The organism is Streptomyces sp. NPDC002032, from assembly GCF_042890765.1.
Lineage (GTDB): Bacteria > Actinomycetota > Actinomycetes > Streptomycetales > Streptomycetaceae > Streptomyces.
On the sequence record NZ_JBIASM010000004.1, the window covers coordinates 71,389 to 92,936 of the forward strand.

Annotated in this window: 13 protein-coding genes; 2 read left to right on the top strand and 11 right to left on the bottom strand. The window is 70.9% G+C overall.

The genetic code is table 11. The annotated features are described in order from the left end of the window. Window positions 1-10: 10 nt before the first annotated feature. Genes ACFYYT_RS11955 through ACFYYT_RS12005 form a run of 11 tightly spaced genes read right to left on the bottom strand, consistent with a single transcriptional unit; the run spans window position 11 to window position 16,992 of the window. Entirely contained in the window at window positions 11-3,688 is a 3,678-nt protein-coding gene (locus ACFYYT_RS11955) for a DUF4157 domain-containing protein (protein WP_351826478.1), read from the bottom strand. Between the two features lie 4 nt (window positions 3,689-3,692). After that, window positions 3,693-6,425, bottom strand: a complete 2,733-nt coding sequence (locus ACFYYT_RS11960) for a DUF6519 domain-containing protein (RefSeq protein WP_351826493.1) — start codon at window positions 6,423-6,425, stop codon at window positions 3,693-3,695. Between the two features lie 2 nt (window positions 6,426-6,427). After that, window positions 6,428-8,662, bottom strand: coding sequence for a phage tail protein (locus tag ACFYYT_RS11965; protein WP_351826477.1), 2,235 nt, complete (start codon window positions 8,660-8,662; stop codon window positions 6,428-6,430). Continuing rightward, window positions 8,659-11,316 (bottom strand): baseplate J/gp47 family protein, encoded by a 2,658-nt coding sequence (locus ACFYYT_RS11970; RefSeq protein WP_351826476.1) that lies wholly within the window; start codon window positions 11,314-11,316, stop codon window positions 8,659-8,661. Before ACFYYT_RS11970 ends, ACFYYT_RS11965 begins: the two co-directional genes overlap by 4 nt. Further along, window positions 11,313-13,865: a putative baseplate assembly protein gene (locus tag ACFYYT_RS11975; RefSeq protein WP_351826475.1), complete on the bottom strand. Its 2,553-nt coding sequence runs from the start codon at window positions 13,863-13,865 to the stop codon at window positions 11,313-11,315. Before ACFYYT_RS11975 ends, ACFYYT_RS11970 begins: the two co-directional genes overlap by 4 nt. Continuing rightward, window positions 13,862-14,260 carry a GPW/gp25 family protein gene (locus ACFYYT_RS11980; RefSeq protein ID WP_351826474.1) on the bottom strand — a complete coding sequence of 133 codons (399 nt, stop codon included), beginning with the start codon at window positions 14,258-14,260 and terminating at the stop codon, window positions 13,862-13,864. Before ACFYYT_RS11980 ends, ACFYYT_RS11975 begins: the two co-directional genes overlap by 4 nt. Next, window positions 14,257-14,574, bottom strand: coding sequence for a hypothetical protein (locus tag ACFYYT_RS11985; RefSeq protein WP_351826473.1), 318 nt, complete (start codon window positions 14,572-14,574; stop codon window positions 14,257-14,259). Before ACFYYT_RS11985 ends, ACFYYT_RS11980 begins: the two co-directional genes overlap by 4 nt. Continuing rightward, window positions 14,574-15,080: a phage baseplate assembly protein V gene (locus ACFYYT_RS11990; RefSeq protein WP_351826472.1), complete on the bottom strand. Its 507-nt coding sequence runs from the start codon at window positions 15,078-15,080 to the stop codon at window positions 14,574-14,576. The genes ACFYYT_RS11985 and ACFYYT_RS11990 overlap by 1 nt, the downstream gene beginning before the upstream one ends. Beyond that, window positions 15,080-16,231 (bottom strand): hypothetical protein, encoded by a 1,152-nt coding sequence (locus tag ACFYYT_RS11995; RefSeq protein ID WP_351826471.1) that lies wholly within the window; start codon window positions 16,229-16,231, stop codon window positions 15,080-15,082. Before ACFYYT_RS11995 ends, ACFYYT_RS11990 begins: the two co-directional genes overlap by 1 nt. A gap of 4 nt (window positions 16,232-16,235) precedes the next feature. Next, window positions 16,236-16,541 (bottom strand): LysM domain-containing protein, encoded by a 306-nt coding sequence (locus ACFYYT_RS12000; RefSeq protein ID WP_351826470.1) that lies wholly within the window; start codon window positions 16,539-16,541, stop codon window positions 16,236-16,238. 1 nt (window position 16,542) lies between these two features. Next, window positions 16,543-16,992: a hypothetical protein gene (locus ACFYYT_RS12005; protein ID WP_351826469.1), complete on the bottom strand. Its 450-nt coding sequence runs from the start codon at window positions 16,990-16,992 to the stop codon at window positions 16,543-16,545. Between the two features lie 410 nt (window positions 16,993-17,402). Between ACFYYT_RS12005 and ACFYYT_RS12010 the strand changes: the two genes are divergently transcribed. After that, window positions 17,403-18,224, top strand: coding sequence for a BTAD domain-containing putative transcriptional regulator (locus ACFYYT_RS12010; RefSeq protein ID WP_351826468.1), 822 nt, complete (start codon window positions 17,403-17,405; stop codon window positions 18,222-18,224). 1,160 nt (window positions 18,225-19,384) lie between these two features. Further along, window positions 19,385-21,022, top strand: coding sequence for a cellulase family glycosylhydrolase (locus ACFYYT_RS12015; RefSeq protein ID WP_351826467.1), 1,638 nt, complete (start codon window positions 19,385-19,387; stop codon window positions 21,020-21,022). Window positions 21,023-21,548: the final 526 nt, after the last annotated feature.

Consider the following 21,548-nt stretch of genomic DNA (forward strand, 5'->3'; position numbering starts at 1 on the left):
CGCACAGGTGTCAGGTCAAGGTCGGGAGGGGGGCGAGCTTGCGCGCGGCGAGGAACTCGTTGATGTCCTGGAGCTGCCGTGCGGCCGCTTTTCTGATCTGCTCCTTGGCCGGCAGCGCCGCCTTGCTCTTCCGCAGGGGTCCGCAGTTCTTGTAGTCGACCGACACCGCATCGATCGTGCGACGTACGGCGCCCTCCGCCAGCATCCTGAACGCCCGCCGCGTGTTGTCCGAAGCGTTGCCGCGACCGGGCAGAGCGCCGGTCTCGGCGCGGGACGCGAACTTCCTCAGGAGAGTCTGGTCCCCTCCCAGACCGACTGCCCTGTCCGTCTCGGCCCTCACCGTCTTATCGCGGTTCGTCTTGTCGTTCGCGGCCTTCTTGTAGATCAGGATGGTGTGCATGGAGGCGTATTCCTGCTTCGTCACCCACTTCTCCTTGCGCTCCTCCTCGGTGGAGTAGTGGGACGCGATCAAGGAGTCCACGTAGCTGCGCGGGATGACGTGTTCGGATTCGAGTTCCCAGAGCTCGGCATATGCGGGATTTCCGGACCGGGGACGGAACCGCTGCGGCTGCTCGCGGTGCGGCGCCACGGCTCCCAGGTTGGGAGGATCTCCCAACTCCCCGAGCAGCAGGCCGGGAGGATTGCGGATGACGCGGATCATCTCCCGGATGATCTGACGCCGTTCCCTCCCCGTCGCCTTGTCCGGCAGCGCGACGTACTGGGCGTCGAGCGCACGCAGCTGGTCGATCGTGCTGACCGGCTCTTCATGGGCGGAGGCGACCATGAGGCGGCCCTGGGCATCGGTGTGGATCTCGTGGCTCTCTCCGGCGAGATCGAACTGCTCGCGGATCCCTCCTCCCGGCGTCTGTCCGGCGGCCACCGGGGCCGTCGGTTCGGCGGCGCCGAGGGCGTTGAGGACCGGCGCTCCCATCCGCATCGCCTGGGCGAAGAGCCAGTCCACCGCCTGGTCGATGAGCCGGCGGACCTGGCGGATGATGCCCACGATCGCTTCCGGCACATTGCCGATTCCCACCTGGCTCGCCAGGAAGCCGATGGCGATCGGCACCGCGTTCGCGAGACCCTGCTCGATCATCGCCGCGCCGGGCTCGATGCGGCCCGCCGCCACCTCCGCGAACGTGGTCACGTACTGGTCGACGATCTCCAGGATGTCCCGTAGGTACTCGATCGCCGACTGCACCGCGCGGAAGAACGCGATGAAGCTGTTCACCACGGCCATCACACCGGTCGGGTCCAGCATCGACAGCACCTTGGTGATGACCCCTTCGATGATCTGCGTGGTGATCCAGTCCCGCGCCATGCCGAGCAGCGTGTCCCACAGATTGCTCAACTGACCCGCCAGGACGTCGGCGATCGCCGGCGCACCGCGTGCCTGGACGTCCGCGATGAACGACCACGCGCCCGTCAGGGCGTTCACCGAGGTGCGGAGCGCCGCCGCCCGCTCGGGTCCGAGGTGCTGTCCGAGTTTCTCCCAGAGCGTTTCCACGCCCACGCCGAGTACCTCGAAGACCAGTCCCAGGACCGATGTGAGAGTGATCTCGCTGGGGATGGTGATGCCGATCTGGCCGAGACCCCGGAAGAGCCACTTCACGAGACCTTGGACGAGGTAGGTTCCGATGTGGTCGAAGAAGCCCATGAAGCCCGTCTTGAGCGCCTCCAACATGCGCAGCAGGAAAGCGACCGGGTCGCGTTTGATGTCCTCGATCGCGCGCTGCACATTGGCGAGGATGCGGGCCAGGAGATCGGTCGGGAAGTTCATCAGTTTCAGGACCAGACCGACGACGACCTCGATCACGGCGCCGACGAACTCGATGATCCGGCCCAGCGGTTCACCGAACTCGGCGGTGACCTTGACGAACGCGCCGATCGGATCCAGCAGGTCCTGAAGCTGGAGGGTGTCCCACACGCCCCGGAACGTCGACGTGATCAGCTCGGTGGAGATGCCGAGGCGGTCCATCTCGCTTTCGATGCGCGCCGCGGCCTCCTCGATCACCCCCGACGAGGCGAGCTGCTCGTACGTGGCCTCACCGTCGGGCAGGAGGGTGATGAAGCCCTTGATGAGGTTCTGGGCGTTGCGTTCGACGACCTCGCCGGTGAAGGGGTTCCTTCCGAGGATCACCGTCAGAAGATGGAAGCCGGGAATCCTGTGGGCGTACTGCGACAACCAGCCGAGCAGCGCGTCCTTGACGAGGGAGAGCACCTTGCCGATGACGGTGCCGGCGAACTGTCCGATCTGGTCCGCCAGTGAGAAGGCGCGGTCCGCCAGTGCCTTCATGTTGGTCAGCAGGTCGGGGAGGTTCTGCGGCTGGATCGCCGCCCACGCGTCGCGGAACAGCGCCCGCAATGTGCTCAGGATTCCGGTGAAAGCGGCGGCCTGTTCGTCCAGCCAGTCCGCGGTCTTCTGCAGCGTGCCGCGTTCCTTCATCTGGGTGAGTGCGGACTCCTTGCCGATCAGCCGGAGGAAGTCCTCAAGGATTTCGACGGTCGACGCCTCGACCGGCCGGTCACGCAGCGGGTCGTAGTGCAGGACCTTCTTGGCGAGTTCCCACACGGGCTTGAACCGGGGCGTCTCCAGGAGCGGTTCGACGAGGGCGGCGGCCGCGGCGCGGATCACCTCCATGACGCGGGCGGCCACCGCGCCGACGAAGGCGCGGATGTCGGTGAGGACCGCGTCGACGTGCTTGCGTACGACGGCCAGTGCCCCTTCCACGCCCTCCACGAGGTGGATCTCCGCCCACGCCTCGGTGAGTTCGCGGGAGAGGCGGGCGGCGGTGAGGTTGTGCTGGGAGAGACCCTCGGTCAGCAGGGCGAAGACCTCCGCGAAGATCCCGGCGGCCTTGATCACCTCACCCGCGACCGGCCCCAAGGGCCCAAAGGAGAGAAGCTGGGCCACGAGTTGGGTGCGGTCGATCATGACGGGTGTGTCGGTGAGGAGGTCCCTGCCGGTGATCAGCGTGAGGGTGGTGTATCCCGGCAGTGCGCGGACCGGCGTCGCCAGCGAGCCGAGGAAGGAGGGGAGGGGGACGCCGACGTCGGCCGTCTGCCGCATGACCGTGGCGCGGGCGACGGAGGAGGCGTTCTGCTGGGCCACGTGGGTGGCCTCATGGGCCATCAACTGGACGTCGTCGGGGGATTCGCCCCCGCCGAGGACGATCTCCGAACCGGTGGTGAAGGCTCGGGCCCCGAGCGCGGCCGCGGCGGCGGCGGCGCGGGGGCCGGTGTGGATGCGTACGGCACCCAGGTCGACGCCGACGTGCGGTTCGATGCGGGCGCGCAGGGCGGGGGAGAGAGGGCTGCCCGGACCGTAGGCGCCGTGCTCGACGACCTTCCGCAGTCCGACGGGGACGGTAGCGGTGCCCGAGCCGGTGGGTGCGGCGGCGGGTTTGCGCAGTACTCCGGCGGGCCCGGGCGGGCCGACCGGCTGCCGGACCGGGCCACCCCCCGCTACGCGCGCCGCGACGGCGTCGGCCTGGCGTTCACAGGGGTCGCCGGGGGTGCTCAGGCTCAGCTTGGTCTGCACCACGGTCCGGGTGTGGACGGGGAGGAGGGCGACGTCGTGCGTACCGCGTGCGCCGGTGACGGACCGGTCGGCTGTCTTGGGCGCCGCCCCCGGTCCGTCGACCGTGTGCTCGCCCCTTCGGTCCGCCCGCGAGCGGGTGCTGGTGGCCACTGCCTCAGGCTTCTTTCTGCCACAGCCAGAACCACTGCTCATAGCGGCCACCGGTGACGGCGTCATCGGTGAGGGGTGCGCCTCCAGTGGCCCGGCTGAACTCGGTGCGGTGCCAGAAATCGATCGGACGGTCCTCCGCGACGAGTGCGTCGGCATGCCCGTTCAGGTGCTGCCTGGGCTCGCTCTCGGAGACGATGGCCCAGCCGTCGATCTGGAAGCGGCCCGATACCTCGCGCCCGAGTGACTTCACGTAGTCGGGGATGGTGCTTGCGAGCCAGTTCGCGGTTCTGTCGAGCGGCTTCCAAGTGATCGATCGGCTGGTGGCGTCCAATTCGGCTTCGAGCGTCAGCGGGACCGACCCCACGACGCCTTCGCGGCCCTCGTACGGAATGTCCAGGATGACTCGCACGGTCGGCTTCTGCCGAGTCGGCGGAAATTCACCCAGTGCCGATTTGTCCCGCACGCTGTCGGTGTTGATGTCCTTGTCCAGCTCGACGGTGATACCGCTCGAAAGTTCCTGCACGCTGATCCGGTGATCGTTCGGGAACGGCTGGCCGGCACAGCTGACCTTCGTGATGTGAATCCCGTCGGTCTGTGCGGGGGAGCGGCCGGCTTGCGCGGAGACGATGACCGGCGCCCGGTTCGCGTCCCCCTCCTGGTGAAGGGTCAGCGTGTCCGCCTCCGAGGCGGTGAGGTTCGGCTGCCACCAGAACGCGGCCGAGCCGTCCGGTTCCGTCAATGCCCTGGCCTTGCGCGAGGCGCCCGTCAGGGCGCCCGGGCGAGCGCCGCCGGGCGGGGCCGCCTTGACCAAGGCTCCTGGAGCGGCTTCGGCGTTCACCTTCGCACCCTTGACCGGGCCGCAGGTGGAATCCACGATGACCCTGACCAGTTGGGGGAGAATGCCGTCCTGGGCCGGCTGCTGGCCGTCGCCGCCGAGGAGGCGCAGCTCGCGGGCCTGGACGATGCCTTCCAGGGCCTTCTGTACATTCGTGGGCTCGTCGAAGGCCGCACACCCCTGCGGCGGGATCCACGCCACGTCCTGCGCCAAGCTGAGCCTGCCGGTCACGACGACCTTGACGTCGATGGCCGCGCCGCCGCCGTCCAGCCGCTGGACCTCCAGCGTCTGCGTCTGCGCGCCTGTCGGGTCGAGCGTCCACCACACCTTGGCCACGCCGGCCTCGTCCGTGAACGTGGAGCCGTCGGAAGCGATCGGGGACGCCCCGGACTGCGTCCGTACGGTTCCCCCCTCCGGGGTGAAGCGGACCCGCGCGCCCGGCACCGGTACGTTGCCGTTGCGCACCACCACCCGGATCGCGCCCGGCAGCTCAGTGCCCGGCATGGACTCCTGGCCGTCGCCGCCGATCAGGTCGATGGTCGTGAGCTGGGTCAGGGACGGCGCGACGAGCCGGCAGTCGGACTCCAGTGTCCATGTGCCGACGCCGCCTGCCGTCACGCGTTTCAGGATGGCGAGCGGGGCGACGTGCCGTGTCGGACCGTACGGCTTCAGGTGGGCCGCGGAGTTTGACTCCTCGGGCCATTCCAGCGAGCCGCTCGCGGCGGTGAGACCGTAGGCCAGCCGTGCGCTGCGGGCCGGGATCAGCCAGTAGTCACCCGTCCTCAGGTTCGCCTTGTCCTTGAACTCGACGCGGATTCCGTCTTCGAGGGGGATTTTCGCGGTCGTGATCGCTACCGGCTCGCTCTCCCATCGGCGGACGATCGGTGCCGTCCCCAGCGGGTCCAACGTCTTCACTCCCGACGTGGCACCGCCCAGCCAGACCACCGGCAGTCGCAGACCGTCCGGGTTCACCACCTTCGCCAGGTACCCGGGGTCCCCGGCCAGCTGGCGCGTGGTGCTGGTGACCTCCACGACGTCGTCGTGGCCGATGGACAGGTCCTCGTCGCGCCCCACCCGGTCCACCGTCAGCACGGCATGCACCCCGGCGGGGAGATTGGCGGTCTCGACCCCCCGGAGGGAGGCGGTCACGCTGCCGTTCTCCCGTGACCAGAGGAAGTTTTCACCCGTCTCGTGGATCTGCACCCGGTAGAGCTGGTTCTCGAGCCGCGTGTAACTGCCGGCCGTGGTGATGTCACAGGGGTTCCCCGTGGGCCCCGGGTCCGTGAGGGAGGCGGCCATGGTGCCCCGGACGAGGTCCAGCCAGCCCGGCTCGTGCAGGTTCGGGCATGTCGTGCCCTCCTTGATCTCCCGGTACTTGACCTGCCAGGCCGTTCGGGTCCGCGTGCTGGTGTCCGGGCCGCCGAGGGCCGATTCGCGAAGTCCCGCCACCTCGTCCACCGTCACGTGATGAGGGTGCGCGTCGAGGTAGAAGGCCCACCTTCCGTCCGTGGCCGGCTCCGGGAGTCCATCCTCCTTGACCCCTTCGGCCGTCACGACGGCCGCCAGATCCGGCTGGTCGCCGAGCGGAATGTACGCGGGCTCCCTCAGGGTCTCCACCAGAACGCCGTCGACGTACATGCGTCCGCAGGTGATGCGCAGGTCCTTCCACGGTTTGCCGTTCGGGTCGGTCCCCGTCTCGTCCGTGATCCGGAAGGAGTCCTTTTCCGCCAGCGGTACTCCCGACGGGCCGAAGGTGTCGAAGGCCCGCGTCTCGTCGTGATGGGCCGTGATCTCCGTCTGTTCGTTCCAGTCGGCGTCGAGCAGTACCCGCCCCTGCTGGAGCAGCACGGAGCGGTAACGCGCCGTCTTGTCGAAGGTCCACCGGCTGAAGTCGCCCTGCATTTTCAGCTCCCACACGTACCGAACTCGATTTGGACAGGCAGGTAGGGCGCGAGCGCCCTGGCCGCGGCGGCGATCCGCAGCGGCCGTCTGAGGTGATGGTGAACGCCCATCTCCGCACCGTTCTCCCCACCGGTACGGATGCCCTCCGGACAGTCACGGGCCAACGCCAAGTACACCGGCGATCCCGGGTCGACCGAGGAATACACCGGCCCGGGTGCCTCTCCGTGCGCCTCCACGGGTACGCACCGGTAGCGCCGGGGCGTGCGCGACGCCGGACCGGTGTAGCTGTAGCGAAGGCAGCCCGTCTGCCGGTGCTCGACGGTCACCGTGCCGTCGAAGACGCAGCTGCTGCCGTCCAGGGAGCGGACCGTCACGTCGCCCCGGACCGTGCTTCCTTCGAAGGAGGCGTGCGCGGCGGCACCGGTCACCTCCCCGTCGATCGAGCTGTCACTGACGCACAGCGTCGGCACCAGGGCGTTCAGGTCGATCGTCGGCCCGTCGGCCGGGTCGCCGCCGGTCAGTACGCTGCGTATCACCCTGATCTGCAGCTCGCCGTTGTCGTTCGCGCCCTTCTGCTCGACACGGAGCCGGCCTGCCACCGTGCACTGACTGATCGTGAGGCAGGCCAGCGCGCCGGGGGCCACGACGAGATCGCCCTCGATCGCCAGCCCGTCGAGTACCACCGAGGAACCCGTTCCTCCCCCCAGGGTCAGTCCGCCGAGCAGATGGGGGCGCACGCCCTCGGGCACGTAAGCAAGGGGAACCAGGGCTGCCGCGTCCTCGGCGGGCGGGAGTCCCTGCGGTCGAACGGCGGCCACCAGTACCAGGCGGGTGCGGTCCGGGATCGTGACGCTCGGCGCGGTCTCGGGGTAGGTCGCGCTGTCGGCCACTGACACGACGTACGCGGCCCCGTCCCGGTGCGCGGCGTCGAGCTTCCCGAGTGCGGTCCGCGCTTTCGTCAGCCCCTTCTGAACCGTCGACACCTCGTCGTTGGCGTTCGTTGCCGCAGCTCGTACCGCGACGTGTCCCACGATCCGTTCGGCGTCGTCGCCGACGGGCCGACAGCGGCTCGTCGCGAGCGCCACTTCATGCATCTCGCTCCGGTCATGCGATCCGGCCCCGACGTCGGCGAGAGCGCCGTACGCGTACCTGACGAAGACCTCGGTGTCGTGCAACGCGCAGTTGCGGTAGCAGGTGAGCGTGCCGTGGACCGGATCGACCACCGCCTGGAACTCCACCGCCGGATCAGGGTCCAGGCCTTCCAGACCCCGGACGCGGATCGCCCCGGGGCGCAGATCGCGCCCTGTGGACCCGAGGCGGATGCCGAGAGGCAGCGACGCGGGTTCCGCGTTCGCTTCGCGGGCGGCCTTCAGCAGCGCGAGCAGCCGCCTCGGGCGCAGTGGCACGGGGAGATCGGCCTCTCCCGCGAGACGGGGGGTACCTTCCGTCCGCTCTTCGTCCGAGGACGGCGCGAGCAGAGGTGCCTCACGCCCCAGGGGGTCGAAGGTGTACGTGCCGGCCCCCGGTGTACCGCGCCGCGCCTGCGACCAGCCGTCGTCCGTGCCCGTGGGCGAACGCGTGGCGTCCGGATCGCCCGGGGCGCCGATCTCGTGGACCTTCAGGGGGTGGAGGAAGACACCCACGGCCGGGATGCCGTAGCGCCCGCGTCCTGAGCCGATGCGCCGGACCTCCGCGAGGTGTGCCAGCGGGTCGAGCCCGGGCGTCAGGGAGCGCGCGCCCGCGAGGTCGAGTCCGCAGCGTTCGGTGCGCGAGGCGTCCCGGACCGATGCCGTGGCGGGACGATCGGTACGTGTGTGATTGACGTGGGTGGCGGTCACGAGCAGCCGGTAGAACTCCACGGCTCGGGCGGGCCATCCGGTGACGTCCCGGGCCACCTGCTCCAGGACGCCCACGGTTCCCTTGCGTCTGCGGTACGCCACGGTGTTGGCCACCAGGGCGCGCGGTCCCGCATCCCGCCCCAGGTCCGTGGGCAGGTCGTCGAGCCCGACGAGATCGGCGAGGTACGGCACCACCCAATCGGCGCAGGTCTCCACGAACCAGGCGTCGTAGAGGTCTTCGAGATCCGTCTCCAGCAGGGACAGCTCGCCGGAGACGGCGCCGAGCAGCGCGTCGAGGAGTCCGCCGCTCTCGGCGTCGCGGGCGAGCATGTGGACCGGCAGGCGGTCTCGGAGGTGGTTGAGCGCCTCCGTCCGTGAGGAGGGTGCGAAGCGGCTCATGGCATGTCTCCGATCCTGATCCCGCCCGTGGCTACCGCCAGGAGCTGGGCGGGCAGCGTGGTCGACCCCGTCGGATCCCAGCGGGCGGGCTCGGCCCTCAGGACGGTGGCCGTGGCCGTGCCCGTGCTCGGGGAGGTACCGGTGAGCCGCCGCAGCCGCGGCATGGTGCACGCCAGGACTCCGGGCGTCCGGCGGACGGTCACGAGAGTCCCCGCGGCGGTGACGGCCTCGGTGAACCCCCGGGCGGTGGGCCCGTACGCCGCCTCCAGCGCCGAGCGCACCGACTCCTCGACGAACGCGCGCACGTAGGCCGGGTCGTGCCGCAGGTCCACGTCGAGACCGAACAGCAGGACCTCGCCGGCGACCACCTGCAGTCGGGTGCCGGGATCACGGGCCCCCTCCAGGGTGGTCCGCAGATCCGTGAGCAGTCCGGTGGACGGGACGCCGCCCTGCGGACCGAGGACGCTGACCACGACAGCGGTGGAGGTGCCGTCCCAGACTCCGTCGGCGCGAGCCTTGCCGACTCCGGCGAATCCGGCGGCGAGGTCCTCGTGGTCGGCGACCGACACGGCCCGGTCGAGCGTACGGATGCGCTGCGGGGCGTTCCGGCGGGCGTCGGCCGGGCTTTCCGGGGGCGCCCAGTCGCGGGCGGGGGCGGGGTTCGCCACGGACCGGATGCCCAGAGGGCGTCGGGTGAGCAGGCTGAGCTGTCCCGCGGCCGCGGCGCCTTCGGCGCCGATGCCGACGCGGTAGACGGCGGTGATGTTCTCCACGCCTGTCGACGGGCGGGCGCCGTGCGTCCCGTCGCCGAGCACCAGCCGCGCTCCGCCGCCTTCCTCGGTGCGCAGGGTGTGGACACGGTCCGTCGCGGCCATGGTGTTGAGCGAGAGGGTCTGCGGCCAGACGATGCCGTCGACGCGCAGTTCCAGGGCGGCGCGCGCACCGTCGGCGTTCGTCGTGCGTACGTACGTGAGGGGGGCCAGACGGAGCCGGAAGCGGGGGAAGGGCATCCGGCCGTCGCCGCTGCCGAGAACCTCGGTAACGGTCTCGCCGTGTGTGGCCGTGACCACGTTGGCCAGCACGCGCAGGGAACGGGGATCGAATTCCGCCGGCAGCTCGTGGTCCAGCTTCACGACCATCGTGGCTTCCACATCGGGCGGGGTGTTCTTCCGCTCGCAGGAGACGACCACCGCCCGCTCGGACAGCGGTGGGGGCTCCGGTGCCGCGGTGGCGGCCGGCCCGGAGGGCGACTGACCGTCCGGATGCCCGGTGATGAGCACGGTCCTTCCGGCCGGGAGCAGAGGATCGGTCAGCATCAGCTCCAGGGTGTCGCCGGTGACCTTTTCGGCCCGCGGGGCGGTCCGGGCGGGTAGCGGACGGGACGCACAGTGCACGAGAGCGGTGCGGCGATCGAACCGGTCCAGGTTCTCTCCCGTGTCGAGCAGGGCGCGCGTGAGGCGCCCGCTCATCGCGTAGCGTCCGCCGCCGCCGGACTGCACACCCTCGACCCGGTACAGCTCGCGGAAGGCGTTCTGCTCCAGGACGAGCCAGGACGCGTCGGCCACGTTGTCGAGGCCGCCCGCCGTGAGGCGGGCATGGTCCCCGTCCAGTTCGATCACCGGGGTCGGGGTCGGGGTCGGGGTCGTGGAGCCGGTGGGCCGGCGGGCCGGGCTGGAGGGATCGGAGCCGGGAGCGAGGACTCCGAAATCGGCCCACCGGGCCTGCGAGGCACCGCAGCCCTCCAGTCCGGGCGGAGCCGGCTTCCCCTCGGGAGGGCACATGAGACTGGGCTCGGGGGCGTTCCATCCGAAGAGGTTGGCCCGCTCGTCGAAGGTGAAGACCTCGACCTCGTGTTCCGCCAGGGGAGTCTTGGGCTTGCCCCCCTCTCCGAGCCCGGGACGCACCCGCAGCCTCGTCCATCCCGTGCGTCCGTCCGCGCCCTCGGTCACCGATTCGACGACGCGGAAGTCCCATCGTTCGTCTCCCGGCTCGTCGAGCCGTTCGCGTCCCACGACGAGCACGCCGTCACCCCGCCGCACCCCCGTCACGACCGCCTTGACCCAGATCTCGGTGGTACCCCAGTGCAGTTTCTGAGGCACGGACGGGGTGAGGGGGATGGCGTTCCAGCAGGCGCGGGCCCTCAGTTCCTCCGATGTCTCGAAGGTCTGTGGCAGCTGCCCGGCGGCAGGCACCGTCTGCACGGGAAGGCCTGCCGGGACGTCCGCGACACCGGGAGCGCCCGGTGTGTCCTCGACGGTGAAGGCCAGGTCGACCGTGGCCGCTACGCCGGGCCGCAGCTCATGGCCGAGCGTACGGGCCAGCTCCCGTACGGAACCCAGCTCGGTGGCGGTCCTCAGGAACCCCTCGTTGGCGATCCGCTCGGTGTAGAAGGAGACCACGTCGGCGACGTACGCCCAGGAGTCCAGCAGCGCGACCGCCGCCTCGTCGTCGCCTTCGCAGCGAGGCGGGGCGGGAGTCTTCCCCGAGGGGCCGTCGCCGGCGGCGAGAGCGGCCCGCATCCGGCTCAGCGAGTCGGGGTGCGGCGCGACCCGCCATTCGAGGGCGGGACGACGGGGCAGGTTGTGGACGCGCGGCGCGGCCGTTTCCAGGGGATCGCAGGCACACGCGTCATGGCATCCGCACGCATACGTCATCGTTCTCCTCGCACCCGGCAGACCAGCCGCCCGTTCTCCGGGTTGCTGGGATCGCTGTCCGCGCGGAGCACCTCACGGGCGGCGGCGTCGATACGGCCGCGCCGCGCCTCGCCGAGGGACGGAGCGCCCAGGCGTCGGAACCGCAGTCCGTCCACCGGGCCGTCGTCGCCCGCATCCACCCAGGCGACGCCCGGTACCGCCATGGCGGTCGCGACGACATCGGACAGGAACAGCGGCGTCCCGAAGGTGAAGTTGTCGGGATGGAAGAATCCGCGGCTACCGTCGGGCAGCCTCCCGGCCGAGAACACGCGGAGGAGGCCGGCCACGACGTCGGCGCGCCGGTGACCGGGCAGCGTACAGACGTCGAGAACGATCTCCAGCGGTACGTAGACCGGCCGCGCCACCTCCACGTCGACCCCGGCCATGCGGTGGGTTTCCAGCAGGGCCGTCACCTCCTCGGGCACCGAGGGGTCGTCCGCCCGTGCAGCCAGCGGGTCGGCGGCCACTTCCTGGGCATACCAGGATCCGGTCCAGCGCCGCCGGGCCACGGCCCGCTGAACTCCGGGATGCCGCATGGCCACGTCGGCGTAGTCGGACGAGGTGACCGCCCGCAGCTGGGAGCGGAAGGCGTACGGGGCGAGCTCGCGCACCTCGTCAAGGGTTTCGGGGTCGGCGCCGCCGGCCGCCGCGAGGGGATTGGTCACCTCACTGATGTCAGCGGGGAGCCGGGCGGCGGCGGGGTCGGGAAGCAGCCGCACCAGGGTGTCCGGGCCGACGTTGCCCACCGAGCCGCTTCCGACCCGGTATGTGGCGCGGAGCGTGCTGCCGGGCGCCGGGCGGCGGCTCGACGTACCGTCACCGAAGCGGAGCCGCGCGGTGCCGTCGTCCTCGGACTCGACGGCGAACGTGGCGGCGAGACGGTCCCCCGACAGAAGATCAGCCTCCGGCCGCCACACCCGCAGGCCGTCGTGGACCTCGATCCGGGCCCGGGACCGATGGGGGTCCGGCCGCAGCGCCGCGCTTGCGCTGCGCGGCATTGCCGGGGCGGGCTCGGCCCAGGCGAGGCCGGTGTGGGGCACCCGGGGGCGGCCGCGAGAGCCGGGGACGAAGTCGCCCAACGACTGTCCGACGAGCGTGCCGCCGTGGTCGGCGAGGATCACGTTGGCGCGGGCCTCGGCGACGATCACCGGCAGTCCACTGGTTTCGCGCGCCCCCGCGGTGACCGGCAGCGGCACCCTCAGGGCGTCCTCGGCAGCCCAGTGGATCTCCAGCACCGTCGTGCCCGGGTACAGCGGGTCCTCGTGCGGCACCGGCTCCCGATCCAGCAGGACGACCTGCCGGCGGGCGGGGTTCGCCGCGAGGCCGCTGCCCTTCGGACCGAGGACCAGCGCGTCTCCCGCGTGCAGTCCCGGAGAGGCGGACGGCCCGTGGGAGAGGAAGGCCGAGGTGGACCCGGCGGGCAGGCAGTACCGTGCGTCGCCCCAGGAATGGAGGTCGATCCGGTTCCTTTCCCGTGTGATCACCTTCGGCGCGCAGGTCTCGAAGACGAGGGCGCCGTTCTCCAGCGCCTCGGCCACGGACCCCGGTTCGCGGCCCTCGCCGCGGGTCTCGGTGACGGCTGTGCCCGCCGGCACAGGACATGTCCGAGCGGCCGTGAACGCCAGCCACGCGCGGGCGCTGACGCCCTCCCGCATCCTGTAGTCCAGGAGGCGGGCGTGGCGGCGCACCGAGGTGCGCCGGCGTGCCGTCCCCAGATAGGCCTCGGCTGCGACGCCGTCCTGCCAGGCGGCGAGGCGGTCCCCCAGGGCGGCGAACAGTTCGACCAGGGTGACGACCGGGTCGGCCGGACTGCGGTCGGTCCAACCGGGTACGAGCGCGCCGAGCCGGTCGAGCAGCCGGGTCCGCAGGGCGTCGTAGTCGCGTGCGAGGTAGTCGAGGACCGGAGACGGTGAGAGGACGGGCGGGCACTCGGTGGTGGTGGCACAGTCCAGCTCGGACGGGCAGTCCACGGTGAAGGAGAACGGCGCGCGGGACAGGGGCTCGTCGAAGCCGGGCGGCACGCCCCGCCCGCTGTCGGCGGTCAGGGCCAGTACGTAGGTGGACCAGTCTCCTGGTGAGGAAGTACGCACGACCAGGGTCCGGTCCGCGCTGCCGCCGGCCATGGCCTTCATCACGAGCAACCGGTCCTCGGCGAGGACACCGGGGGGCAGCGGGCCGCTGCCCGCGACGGCAGTCGCGAGGTACGCCCAGTCGACGCGCACCGGGTTGATCCGCGGATCGGTCCGGACCCCGCCCAGGACGCGGACGTTCGCGGCGCGGAGCCCGTTGGCGCCGGGGGCGTGCAACAGGCGCACGAGCAGGGTCCGCCGCCGTTCCGCAGTGGCTACGTATCCAGGTGTGCCCGGAGCGTTGGCCAGCACTTCGACGGAGTCGATGCCGTTCGCAGCCTTGGCCCGGCTCTTGACGAGGGCGCGGCGGGTGTCCCGGTCCACGCCCGTGACGAGTGCCTCCGCGGGGTGGGGCGTTCCGGTCTGGTCCGCGGGGCTCACGGCACGCCTCCTGGAGTGCCGCTCACCGTGACGGCTCGGGCCGGTCCGGCGACGGCGCCGGCCCGCAGCGGCGCGTAGACGACGGTCACATGGAGCGTGGCCTCCTCGGCCTCCACGCGGACGTCCTCGACCCTGAGGAGATCGCCCAGCCACTGCTGGAGGCAGCCGTGGACGAGGGACCGGGTGGCACCCGCGAGTTCGTCGCCGGCCGGCGCGAAGACGAGGGCATTGACCCCGCTGCCGAAGTCCGGCCGGTTGATCCGCTCGCCCGGCCTGGTGAACAGGACCGCCTCCACGAGCCCGCGCAGGTAATCCTCCTCGCCGGAACGCAGCAGGCGCCCGCGCCGGTCCAGGCGAAGGGGGAAGCCCAGGTGCGCCGGGCCGGCCAGGGTCATGTGAGCCTCACCCTCGGCTGCGCGGCGACCACGGTGAGCGGTACACCGGTCGGCACGCAGGTGGCGAGACCGCCTTGGAGCACCAGTGGCTGGCCCATCGAGGTCACCCGCACGCTGCCCGCCGTCCATGCCGCTGTGACGCACGGCCCGCCGGAGACGGGCGGGAAGGGGCAGCCGACGACCGTCCAGGGGCCGGTCACGGTGACCGCCGCCGCGCCGGAGAGGCGCACGCGGGGGCTGGGCACCATCGACTGTGCCTGTCCGCCGTGCGCGCACAGTACCGTCGCGCCCTGTTGCACCGCGGGGCCGGGCATCACACGACCTCCAGTGCGCCGTTGTTGACCGATACCGAGAGCGGGGTCAGCTTCACGACCGACGTGCCGATGGACAGCTCGATGCCCTGTGCCGTGCAGGCGATCTTCATCGGGACGGTGGACACGGGCGGGCCGACTTCGACGGTCAGGCCACCGACCCCCGGCAGATCGCTCAACGTGATCGAGACGGCGTCCGTCTTCCACACCTTGACCTGGGGAAGACCCGGCAGCGGAGCCTTCTCCAGCAGACCCCAGGTCGCCCCGGCGAGGATCGGGAACTGAGCGTTGCCCTGCTCGAATTCCACCCACACCGAAGCGCCCACAGGGGGCACGGCGAAGAAGCCCACACCGGGACCGGCGTAGGGCACGCACGCCTCCGCCCAGCCCAGCTTGCCGTCGCCGAGGACTGCCGGTACCGACACCTGGACCCGTCCGCGTGCCTGGCAGTCCACGTTGTTGACGACCTTGCCCCGGTACTTGCCGTAGAAGCGCGGAATCTCCTCCATCAGAGCGCCCCGCCCACCGGCAGCACCGGCGTCAGTGCGCCGTGGCCCTCCCGGGCCAGGGTGAAGGAGGCCTGGTAACTGCCCGGCCCCAGCTCGTGTCTGACCTCGCGTACGTACCAGAGCCCGTCGTGCGACCAGCCGGCGCCGCGCAGCCCCACCAGCGCGCGCGGGCGCAACACCCCGCCGTAGCGCACGCCGTCCAGCCGTCCCTCGGCGACCACCGCGTCGAGCGAACGGTCGACCTGCGCGCGGGCTTCGGAGTACGCGGCGATGGTGCTGCTGGTGGCCCCGCGCAGCCGACGGGTGCGGGTCTGCCCGAAGTTGGCCGCTGCGAACGGGACGGCGGACAGCGGCGGACGGACCCCCGCCGGCACCACCACCGGTACGGCCAAGCCGGTCTGCCGGTCCATCACCACTCCCTCGATCGCCACCGGGCCCAGTGCCTCGGTGCGGAAGCTGATCTCGCTCACGTTGGTCTGCGGCCCGAGATCCACCGAGAGCGCGGGCTGCGGCGGACCGGTGCGTACGGCCGGCCCCCAGTAGAAGCCGCTGGTCCCGGGGACCGGTCCGGGCATCGCGTAGGCGACATGACCGTGGTCGCGAGCGAGCGCCACCAGGTGCGCCAGGTCGGTGCCGTGCTGGGTGGGCACCCGGTCGATCGGCAGCGGCGGATCGACGACCGGCGACGGCACGGCCCTGGGCACAATGCCCCGGGCGCCGTACGGGGCGAGGATGCGCAACACCTGGGCGTACGCGTCCATCGCGGGGTGCTCGACATCGCGCTCCTCCCGGTCCAGGAGGTACGAGACGTCCTCACCGGTCACGGCCAGGGTCGCCGCCCCCGTGGCGTTCCCCGGCACCAGCCGCACTTCGGTCACGATCCCGTCCGAGAGCACGAAGGGGACGGTGCCCAGGAGGACGACGACCACCACGCGCGAGAAGGGGGCCAGTGGGGGCCCCGTCAGCCCGGGTACGTCGAACGCACCCGTGGTCGAGGACCTTCCCCCGTCGAAGGTGAGGGTGAAGACCGACCGCTCCTCGTCGTTCTCGGTCACCTCGACCGAACGCAGCCGGGCTGTCAGCGGTCCGGGCAGCGGGACGGGCAGGGTCGGTCCGGCGAGTACGGTCAGCCGCAGACCGAGTGGGGACAACGGTTCACACCCCCGGGATCGGGATGAAGAGCAGGGTGCCTTCGGCCTCGGGGGCGACCAGCGCGTCCGGGTCGAGGGCTCCATTGGCGTCGGCGATGAGCCAGAAGGCGGTGGGGTCCCCCAGGTGGCGTGCCGCGACCAGGTCCAGCCGGTCGCCCCGGGCGACAGGATGCAGCGCCAGCACCGTCAGTCTCCTTGGGTCCGGCAGGGGCCGGCGGCGCAGATAGCGCACCTCGCGGGTGCCGCCGGCGCCGTCGGCGACCGCGGTGGTGGCGATGTCCGCTCCGGCGTAGCGGCTCAGCCCCGACATCTCAGGCTCCGAACGTCGTCGTCAGCGCGGAGACGGCGCCACTGCCCACCGCCGTCGAGGCCATGGTCTCCTTGAGGACCTGGTGGACGAGGAACAGCGCATACCCGGGATCGGTGATCGGAAGGTCGTCGTACGAGAGCACCTGGGCGGTGACCTCGACCGCGGCTCGGGTCGGGTTGAGCGCCGTGTCGAAGGCCTGCTCGGTGATGGACAGGCTCTCCAACCGGATGGGTACCACCCGCGCCGGTCCCCAGACCAGCAGCGTCAACGGTCCCTCGGGCGGCAGGACACCGATCGTCCCGGCCTGCAACAGCAGGGAGTTGGCGATCACCAGGGCGCTGCTCGGATACAGCAGCATTTCGAGCGCCGCGAGCTGCCCCGCGATTCCGGTGGCGGCGGCGAGCGGGTTACCGGTCTCCAACTGGTCGGAGGCGTCCACTTCGACCGTCATCGTGATCGACTCGACGGGAGCTCCCCAGCTCCGATGCGCGTCCTCCGGGGGGACCTGTGACTTTTCCGGTGCCGCGCGTGGGCGCAGGGACCGCGTCATGGAGTCGGGGTTGTACTGGAAGATCACGATGCGTGCGCGCGGGTCTGCGCGCGTCACGGCCACGATGGCGCCGCGCAACGTCCGCGGACTACCCGGAAAGGTCCCCATGGCCCGATCGTCCGCGGCACGCGTCACGGCGGTGTCACCCGCCCATCACCGAGGTCCCGGCCGTCACCCCGGCCACCACGCGTTTCACCCGCCCGAACAGGGTGTCACCGTCGTATATCGCCGCGGACCTCGGCATCTTCGACCCGAGCGGACGGGACGACCGGTACGCGGCGGCGGCCGCGGACCCTGGCGGGAGGAACAGGATGACGGGTGCGCGAGGAGAGGCCGAAGCCCTGAGGTGGGTGAACGCCGGCAAGGGCGCCGCCCGGGTACGGCGCCCCAGAGGCCCGGTCCAGCGCCCGGTCGGCATCACGCTGTCGGGCGGCTTCCGGCTCCTGCTCGACGGCCAGGAGATCGAACTGCCCGGTGGCGCACAGCGCCTGGTGGCCCTGCTCGCCCTGCGCGGCCGGACGGGTCGCAGTTCCCTCGCGGGGACGCTCTGGCCGGAGACCGACGAGAATCGGGCGCTGGCCCGCCTGCGTACGGCCATGTGGCGAGTCAACCTGGCCGTCCCGAGTCTCATGACGGGCGTCGGGGGCTGTATCGACCTCAGCGCGCACGTCGAGGTGGACGTCCGTGAGCAGATCGATTGTGCGATGAAGGTCCTGCACGGCACGGGCGTCGTCATGGGCTCATGGGCGACGTACGTGCCGGCGGGGGACCTTCTGCCGGACTGGGAGGACGAGTGGCTCATCGACGACCGTGAGCGGTTGCGGCAGTTGCGGCTGCACGTCCTGGAGGACATCGCCGTACAGCTCTGCGAACAGGGCCGTTTCGGGCTTGCGATCGACACCGCACTGACCGTGTTGCGCGCCGACGATCTGCGCGAGAGTGCTCACCGCACGCTGCTACGAGTTCACCTGGCCGAGGGAAACCTCTCCGAGGCGCGGCGGGCGTACCGGGTGTGCGTGGAGCTCTTCGAGCGTGAACTCGGCGTCCGTCCCACGTCGGCGACGAGCGACCTCCTGATGACCGCTCGTGAGGTATCGCCGGGTTCGATGGCTCAGAGACCTTGCAGAAGCTGACTGAACATGCAAATCGTTGTACGTTCCGGGCACCGCCCTTGACCTGCGATACGCGGGCAGCGAGATGAGGGTGTAAATGCCCGGCGGCGGATCGGCGGGCGCGGCGGCCACGGTCCGGGCATGGGCACCACCCGTGGACAGTGCGCCCAGGACCAGGGCGGCGACGACGCCGGGACACAGGTAGCGCACGGGCTTCTCCATGGGGGAGACAACGGAAACCATCAACACGGGGTGCGCGCACTCAAGCAGGTCGTGATCACGGCGTTTTGGTCGTAGCTCGGGCCGAACACCGCGCCGAAGCGGGTGGCCACGTCCTACGGGCATGTGATCCACGCCGTTGGCAGCAGTGGTTGGATGCCCGGACCGGCGCCACCCAGTTGAGAAGCCCACTGCGCTGGGCCCGGTTTCGGCGACAGGGGCGGCCTCGCCGGCGACTGACATGGGCGATGGTGTGGCGGGACGGGACGGGACGGGACGGGACGGGACGGGGCGGGACGGGGCGGCGTGCGCGGCCGGTGCGGTCGGGACGACCCTCCGCACAGGAGCACGCCGGGGCCTGCCAGGGCCGCCAGGCGGCGGCGTGATCGAGGCGGTTTTCGTATTCCGCGCGTTGGGTGACGAGCTCGGCGATGCGCCCGCCGGCCCGCGAGGCGAGGCGCTGTCCGGTGATGCGCGCGGTCAGCAGGAGGTGCCCGCACAACTCCTCGTATGTCCCATCGGGGCTGGCTGTCCGGTGTGGGCCAATGCCCCATCTCGTCCAAGTTGCCGCATTCATAGGTGGGATCCCCGCGTGCGTGACGCGGGGTGACTGCCATTTGTATGTTGAAAGGTGCACTAAACGGTTAGGGTGAACCGGCTATCGCATGCCCATGTAGCCGTGTGGTTATGGCCAACTCGCCGCTTAACCGATTTCGTTCAAATGGTTGTGCTGACTCCAGCGCTTCCCTAGCCTGATGTTCAGCCGCAGCGCGGGCCGTTATCCGCGCTCCGCCCGCTTGCGGATGCCCACCGCCACCCGCGGGACACTCGCGTCACTTCCCCACACCTGGTCAACCCTCGCTCCGACCCGGTGCCGCCGCCACCCCACCCATCCCCGTCGCACCGCGGTCCTCCCACCCTCCGGGCACCGGTGCGCCCCCCACTCCGCCTGGAGCACGCCAATGAATCGCAGGTTCACCGCAGTCGCCGTCGGCCTCGCCACCGTGGCCGGTTCCGTCCTCATGGCCGCCCCGTCCGGCCAGGCCGCTGAAGCGACGACCGGCTTCCACGTCAGCAACGGTCGGTTGCAGGACGCCAACAATCAGGACGTCGTGCTGCGTGGCATCAACCACGCGCACACCTGGTACCCGAACCGAACCGCCACTGCCCTGCATGACATCAAGGCCACCGGCGCCAACTCGGTGCGTGTGGTGCTGGCCACGGGGGACCAGTGGACCAGGACCACCGCCACCGAAGTCGCCGGCATCATCTCCCAATGCAAGGCCAACCGGCTGGTCTGCGTCCTCGAGGCGCACGACACCACCGGCTACGGCGAGCAGAGCGCCGCGGTGTCGCTCTCCCGGGCCGTCGACTACTGGATCGGCATCAAGGACGCGCTCCAGAGCCAGGAGAAGTACGCCATCCTCAACATCGGCAACGAACCGTACGGCAACAGCGGCTACAGTGCCTGGACCGCCGACACGAAGGCGGCGATCCAGCGGCTGCGGACGGCCGGCTTCACGCATACCCTGATGGTCGACGCCCCCAACTGGGGCCAGGACTGGTCATTCACCATGCGCGACAACGCCGCAGGGGTCTTCGCCGCTGACCCGCAGCGCAACACCGTCTTCTCCATCCACATGTACGGGGTCTTCGACACCGCCCCCGAGATCGACGATTACCTGGGCCGCTTCGTGAACGCCAAGCTCCCGATCCTCGTCGGTGAGTTCGGTGACAACCACTCCGACGGCAACCCGGACGAGGCCGCCATCATGGCCACCACGCAGCGGCTCGGCCTGGGCTACCTCGGGTGGTCCTGGAGCGGCAACGGCAGTGGCGTGGAGTACCTGGACATCGCCACCGGATTCGATGCCACCCAGCTCAGCGCCTGGGGCCGACGGCTGATCGACGGCGCCGACGGCATCCGCTCGACCTCCCGCGAGGTGAGCGTCTACGGCGGGACCGGTGGCGGGGACACCCGAGCCCCGTCCGCGCCCGGCGCGCCCGCCGCGAGCGCGGTGACCGCCAGCGGGGCCCGGCTGTCCTGGTCCGCCTCGACCGACGACGTAGGCGTCACCGCCTACGACGTGGTCCGGGTTGGCGCCGCCGGTGAGACCCCGGTGACCACGGTCGGCGCCACCGGCGCCGACCTCACCGGACTCGCAGCCGAGACCCGTTACGACTTCGCGGTCTACGCCCGCGACGCGGCCGGCAACCGCTCGGCCCGGTCGGCCGTTGTCACCGTCACCACCGGCCGGGGCGGCACCACCCCGACGGGCTCCTGTGCGGTCACCTACCGGATCTCTGACTGGGGGTCGAGCTTCAACGGTGACGTGACCATCAAGAACACCGGCACCACCCCCGTCAACGGCTGGCAACTCGCCTTCACCTTCCCCGCCAACCAGCACGTCACCCAGATGTGGAACGCCAACCCCACCCAGAACGGCAAGCAGGTCACCGCCACCAACCCCGCCACCTACAACACCACCATCGACCCCGGTGCCACCGTCAACTTCGGCTTCAGCGCCACCTCCACCCCCGGCACCAACACCGCACCCGCCACCTTCACCCTCAACGGCGCAATGTGTGCCACTAGGTGATACACAGCCAGCCCCAAGCTCCGGCCATCCCGAACAGGGGTGGCCGGAGCCGCAGCCCGTCGTGCTCCAGGTCCCCAGGTCGCACCTGCACGCGGGCCGCGGGCCCCGACGGGGCTGGGTGGCCCTCAGGTAAGCGGGATCGGCGCCGGCCGGAGGAAGGTTGCCGTCCGAGCCTGGCCCGTGCTCACGCCCGGCCAGGCCGGAGACGCGCCAGCCTTCGCGCATGTGGTGTCCCGGATCCGGGTTCCGCGATCGGTCGGCATACCCGGCGCACGGCCGGTGACTCGTCCTGGCGAACCCGGTGTATTCGCCCCGCGCGATGCGCGCTGGTCCGCGGAATCGTGGAATCAGGACGGTGATTTCTCAACGGGCTGATCGGATCGGCAACCGCGCAAGGCTCGGGCTGCTTGATCCGAAAGTGACGGCCTGGCCGTCTACGCCCTGTCCGCAGGGGCTTCGCAGGCGCTTCGGAGAGGTCGCGGTAGACGGGGTCGGTGGTGGTCAGGGACGAAGCGTGGAGCGTAAG

Bases quoted from the DNA above. Each gene is read 5' to 3' on its own strand.
- ACFYYT_RS12015 (WP_351826467.1), top strand. From the start codon at position 19,385: ATGAATCGCAGGTTCACCGCAGTCGCCGTCGGCCTCGCCACCGTGGCC.
- ACFYYT_RS11985 (WP_351826473.1), bottom strand. From the start codon at position 14,574: ATGCCCGGCCCCGCGGTGCAACAGGGCGCGACGGTACTGTGCGCGCAC.
- ACFYYT_RS11990 (WP_351826472.1), bottom strand. From the start codon at position 15,080: ATGGAGGAGATTCCGCGCTTCTACGGCAAGTACCGGGGCAAGGTCGTC.
- ACFYYT_RS11965 (WP_351826477.1), bottom strand. From the start codon at position 8,662: ATGAGCCGCTTCGCACCCTCCTCACGGACGGAGGCGCTCAACCACCTC.
- ACFYYT_RS12010 (WP_351826468.1), top strand. From the start codon at position 17,403: ATGACGGGTGCGCGAGGAGAGGCCGAAGCCCTGAGGTGGGTGAACGCC.
- ACFYYT_RS12000 (WP_351826470.1), bottom strand. From the start codon at position 16,541: ATGTCGGGGCTGAGCCGCTACGCCGGAGCGGACATCGCCACCACCGCG.
- ACFYYT_RS11960 (WP_351826493.1), bottom strand. From the start codon at position 6,425: ATGCAGGGCGACTTCAGCCGGTGGACCTTCGACAAGACGGCGCGTTAC.
- ACFYYT_RS11980 (WP_351826474.1), bottom strand. From the start codon at position 14,260: ATGACCCTGGCCGGCCCGGCGCACCTGGGCTTCCCCCTTCGCCTGGAC.
- ACFYYT_RS11970 (WP_351826476.1), bottom strand. From the start codon at position 11,316: ATGACGTATGCGTGCGGATGCCATGACGCGTGTGCCTGCGATCCCCTG.
- ACFYYT_RS12005 (WP_351826469.1), bottom strand. From the start codon at position 16,992: ATGACGGTCGAAGTGGACGCCTCCGACCAGTTGGAGACCGGTAACCCG.